Source organism: Deinococcus aerophilus (assembly GCF_014647075.1).
Lineage (GTDB): Bacteria > Deinococcota > Deinococci > Deinococcales > Deinococcaceae > Deinococcus > Deinococcus aerophilus.
In genome coordinates this window covers 1-4685 of record NZ_BMOM01000062.1, presented here as the reverse complement: position 1 = coordinate 4685, position 4685 = coordinate 1, and the positions used below count along the sequence as shown (strand labels likewise).

Sequence of the window (4685 nt, the reverse complement as noted above, 5' to 3'; positions counted from 1 at the left end):
ACGCCCCTCCTCAAACCACCCTTGAGGTCGGCTGGCAACTCGTTTTCCGTCCAATCTCATAAAATCTGTCAGGCCGCCAGCCTCAAGCACACTACATCTCCCCAGCGGTGGTCTGAACTTCAGACCGCCATATCAACGGCGTGCTGCCAGGCCCCGTAGGCTTACGACTGATGCGTTCTTCGATTGAGCGCAGTGCTGGTGGTCCGGATGTGCAAAGCCAGAAACTCCCGTGCCCCTCGCAGTTTCTTGAAGCCCGGCCGACTTCACTGCTGTTGCCGGGTCGGTCGATGCGCCTGTTCCACGAGGTTGTTCCAGAGCGCAGAGGAGACGACTTGGACGTGCTCCACAGTGTGGAGTACGGGAAGCTCACGCACTGCCGCGCCATAGCTCCACGGCGTGTCGGTGTGAGTGACTCCCGGCACGTCATCTTTCCCCAACAGGCGCACGAAAAAGGTTTTGGCGGCCTCGGTGTCACGGTGTTCTTGAAGGAGCGCGTCCAGCACGTCCCCACGCTCGTCCACCGCCCGCCATAACCCGTACTCCGCCCCGCTGACCTTGACGCAGTTCCTCTCCTCAGTGAGGTATGGCGCGCTCATGGAGCCATTCCTGAACGTCACGCTTGCTCGATAAAACCGCAGGGCGGAGCCGATACCGTAGAACGAAAGACGGTGGCGGTAGGGCTTCCGGTCTGTCACAACTCATCAGTCTCCCAGGCTTAAGTTGCCAGAACCAGCCCAACACTGTTCCAAACGGTATTTTGCCCACGCTCCTGCCCCAACCATGGCGAACACCACCCAGTACAGTGAATCCCCTGATGCCCAGTCCTGTTCAACTGCTCGCTCGCCTCGATGCTCTGGCCTCCAGCCTCCAGGAGCGTGAGGGCGCTCTTGCGCTGCTGGCGCTTGGTTCTGTTGGCCTGGAGACCCACCGCCTCGATCAACATTCCGATCTGGACTTCTTTGTGCTGGTCGCCCCCGGAGCCAAACCAAAGTATCTGGACGCCCTGGATTGGCTGGAACAGGCGCACCCCGTCGCTTTCAGCTTTTACAACACGCCAGATGGGTGCAAACTCCTGTTCGACGACGGAATCTTTGCCGAGTACGCCGTCTTTGAACTGAGCGAACTGCCCCACATTGCCTACACCGCTGGTCGGGTGGTCTGGAAAAGAGAGGATGTTCCCCACCTGTCGGCGTCCTCCGGTGTTCGGGCCACCCCCCCAGCGCCCTCACCGGAGTGGCACACCAACGAGGCGCTGACCAACCTCTTGGTGGGCCTGCACCGGGAGGCACGGGGCGAACGGCTGACCGCCGCCCGCTTTATCCAGAGCTACGCCGTTGACCGGCTCCTGGCTCTGGCTGCGCTGCACGGTGCCGAACAGGGCGGCGCCGACCCCTTTATGCCAGAGCGACGCTTCGAGGGCCGCTTTCCCGACATGGCTGCCCGCCTGCCGGGGATGATGCAGGGCTACCAGAACAATCAGGCTTCAGCCCTGTGCATCCTGACCTGGCTGGAAGACCACTCGAGCGTCCACCCACGCCTGGCCGCCGAGATTCGCCGGCTGTGTCAGCAGCAATCCTGAGGCCAGCCTTCGGGGCCGCTGGAAGGCGCTGCACATCAGGAATTGACAACTTCGTTCTTGGTCGTTCCAGACGGTGGAAAAGGCTGAGACTGCCCGTTTCAACAGCAGTCCCTCGACCTCTCAATAACCGAGGGCGTAAAGCGGTGACCAAGCGTTGGCGACAGAGCCGATCACAGCGAGGGGGGAACCCGACACTAGACCCTCATTTTAGCCTCAAGAGGGCCAGAGCCGACATCGCTCGCTCACTGAAAGAAGAAAAGGGCGCACAAGCGCCCTTTCCCACTCCTACTCAGCTCGAGCTTCCACTAAACGTGTCTACTTCAGTGGCACGATGCGGTCAACGGTGGCCGTGCCTTTGTAGGCGGTCTCAGGATTGAGCCAGCCCTTGAGCTGCACACGGTAAGTTCCAGGCACCGGGTTGGGAATCACGACTTCCTCGAAAGCGCTGGCTCCCTGAGCACTGGAGGCAATTGGGTTGCCTGCCGGATCGTAGACATACAGGTCAAGATCGTAGGTGGGGTTTCCCCAGTCGGTGTTGATTTTCACGGCCGACAGGCCCGAGGGCACGCTCACGCTCTGGTTGTGTTCACCGACCAGTGGGGTCCCATCTACGGTGGTCCCCACCGCGCCGGTCCAACTGGTCAGTGCGGAGGTCTCCACGGTCGTGCGGCTGCCCACCGTACTCGCAGCCTTCTGAATTGCAGCGTAGGCGTTGGCGTACCCGGCACCGACTTCCCACTTCTCCAGCTGACGAATCACATCAGTCTTGGTAAACATTGGATCGGCGGTGCTGGTCACAGCAGCGAGCACGCCGTCCATATTCAGGGCCGGATTGACTTCCAGCATCAGGGCTGCGACGCCGCTCATGTGCGGAGTGGCCATGCTGGTGCCGGAGATCGAGGAGTACAGCGGCTCCGGGCTGTTGCCGTCCTTACCCAGGTAAGGTTCCACGATTGGGCCGCTGACCGCACGGGCGGCGACGATGTTCACGCCGGGCAGCACGATATCGGGGTGATGGAACGGATCATCCTTGACACCGCGGCTCGAGAAACTGGCAAGCTCACCGGGAACGCCCTTGCGGATGCGGGGGTTCAGGGCATTCATGGTGTTCTTGGCGTGTCCGGCACCCACGCTGATGACGCAGGGGCTGGCCGAGTACGGGTTGAGCGTATCAGCGCCGGGACCATCATTGCCGGCGGCGAAGTTGACAATCATTCCATAATCGTAGGCCCGCTTGGACGCGATGCTGATCGGATTGTACGGGGCAAAACGGCTGCCAGAAGTGCCCCAGGAGTTGCTGATGACGCGGACGTTGTAGGTTTCCCGCACTTCTGGCTTGAACACGAACTCAAAGCCCTGGAGCGCATACAGAATGCTGATTGCGTCCCCTGAACCCACGCCAATCAGATTTGCGCCGGGAGCCACGCCCTTGTACTTGCCGCCGGTAGACATCTGACCGCTACCGCCGATGGTGCTGGCCACATGGGTGCCGTGGCCCGACGTCAGATCAGAATTGGAGGTATCCACATACAGGGCGCCCGTCAGACCTGGAGCAATGATCGGAGCAGCAATCTTGACGTTCTTCACGAGATTGGGAAAATCACCATGCGTGCCGTCGACTCCGGAGTCGATAACTGCCACGCCAATGCCTTTGCCTGTGGTTTTGAATGCGCTGCGTGCACTGTCACCCTTAATGTACGCGACACTCTCGTCCAGGAAGTATTCCAGCGGACGGTCCTGATAGATGGAAAGCAGGCCGTAAGACTGCAGGTTGGCCTTGAGCATGTTGACCAGTTCCTGGGTGATTGGAGCCTTCACGGCCACCATCGGAAGTTCACTAAAAGCACCCAGGCCATTGCCGGGCTTGATTCCCAGCCTGGACGCAATGAAGTTCACGGCAGGAGTCACGGCATCATCAACGTTAAAGGAGAGAATCAGGGTACCTACCTGCCCGTAATCAATCGTAGGGTCAATTACCGCATTGGCGGTGGTAGCGTTCGCCGCAGGGCCTGAATACAGAGCGGAGCATTCGCTCACAGGCGTGGGCTCAGGGGTAACGATCGCTTTTTTCTTGCCGGCCTGAGCTTGCAGCTGGGCAGGTGCTGTGGCCACAGGGGCAGGGCCAGTGGTCAGGCTCTGCTGACCACAAGAGGCGAGAATCAGGGTCAGGGAAAGACCGAGGGCCGAGTACTGGGTCGCTTTCATATGATCCTCCGGTGGAGCTTGATTTGATTGAAGTCACCGTAGCTACGGACGCTCAAAAAACACGTAAATAGGGGTGGGTGGTGACCTGACCTCTGTCTCTCGGTCCACTCCGATTGTGGCCAGTAGGTCAAGGTCGCCAGTCCGCCACCGCTCGCAGCCAGGCAGTGGGGGCGCTGGCCCATAGTGGCGCTGGGCGCACTGCTCCTGACAGGCCTGGATGCAGGCGCCTGGCAAGTCCGGCACCTCGACCGAACGGTGGCGGAAGTGCCCACAGGATCCGCCGTCACGGTCGCCGCGTCACCGTCGACGTCCACTGAGCACGAACAGCGCGCCGCCGACCCGGCACCATCTGGCTTCGACGAGGATCTGCCGGGGGAAGTGGTGGTCGACGCCGAGCCTGCTCCTGCACGGTCTGTGCAGCCGGAAGGAAACCGGACGGTGGTGGGCGCACAGAGCGCAGATCCATAACGGCCCCCGGAAGCGCAGACCCCTGGAAGCACACCGGACCGAGCGGCGACGTCCGCGCCTGCGCCTCCGGTTCCTGCCTCCCGGCCTGTACCGGTGCCGATGCCCGCGGCGCCCAACACGGTGGGAAGCGGCGTGAAGTCGCCGACCTCTGCTGCGCTGGACGAGGACCTGCCGGGTGAAGTGGTGAGTGGAACGACGCCTGTTCCGTCGGTGGTCTCACCGAACGAGGTCCTGCCCGGTGAGCCCGTCGGTCAGTAGAGCGCGCCGCGGCCCGGGTTCTGGTTCCTGACGGAAGGAAACAAAACAGCTCCGTGGCATTCAGCGAAATGACGAGATTCAGGCCGACCGCTGCCCGACTGTGTCTGAGGTGCTCGGACTGGAGCGGCTGGCTGCGTTCGGGCTGCCGCCGGACAGACCTCCATCCCGCAGGCGT

3 protein-coding genes and 1 pseudogene are annotated in these 4685 nt (G+C 61.6%); 2 read left to right on the top strand and 2 right to left on the bottom strand.

The window, feature by feature from the left end:
* Nucleotides 1–161: 161 nt before the first annotated feature.
* Nucleotides 162–695, bottom strand: a pseudogene (locus IEY21_RS16485) (DDE-type integrase/transposase/recombinase).
* A gap of 119 nt (nucleotides 696–814) precedes the next feature.
* Here IEY21_RS16485 and IEY21_RS16480 point away from each other — a divergent pair.
* Nucleotides 815–1579: a hypothetical protein gene (locus IEY21_RS16480; RefSeq protein ID WP_188905430.1), complete on the top strand. Its 765-nt coding sequence runs from the start codon at nucleotides 815–817 to the stop codon at nucleotides 1577–1579.
* Between the two features lie 315 nt (nucleotides 1580–1894).
* Here IEY21_RS16480 and IEY21_RS16475 read toward each other — a convergent pair whose 3' ends face one another.
* A complete protein-coding gene (locus tag IEY21_RS16475) occupies nucleotides 1895–3784 on the bottom strand; it encodes a S8 family serine peptidase (RefSeq protein WP_188905429.1) in 1890 nt (629 codons plus the stop codon).
* 567 nt (nucleotides 3785–4351) lie between these two features.
* On the opposite strand from IEY21_RS16475, the gene IEY21_RS16470 reads away from it, so the two are divergent.
* Entirely contained in the window at nucleotides 4352–4510 is a 159-nt protein-coding gene (locus IEY21_RS16470) for a hypothetical protein (protein WP_188905428.1), read from the top strand.
* The last annotated feature ends 175 nt before the right edge of the window (nucleotides 4511–4685 follow it).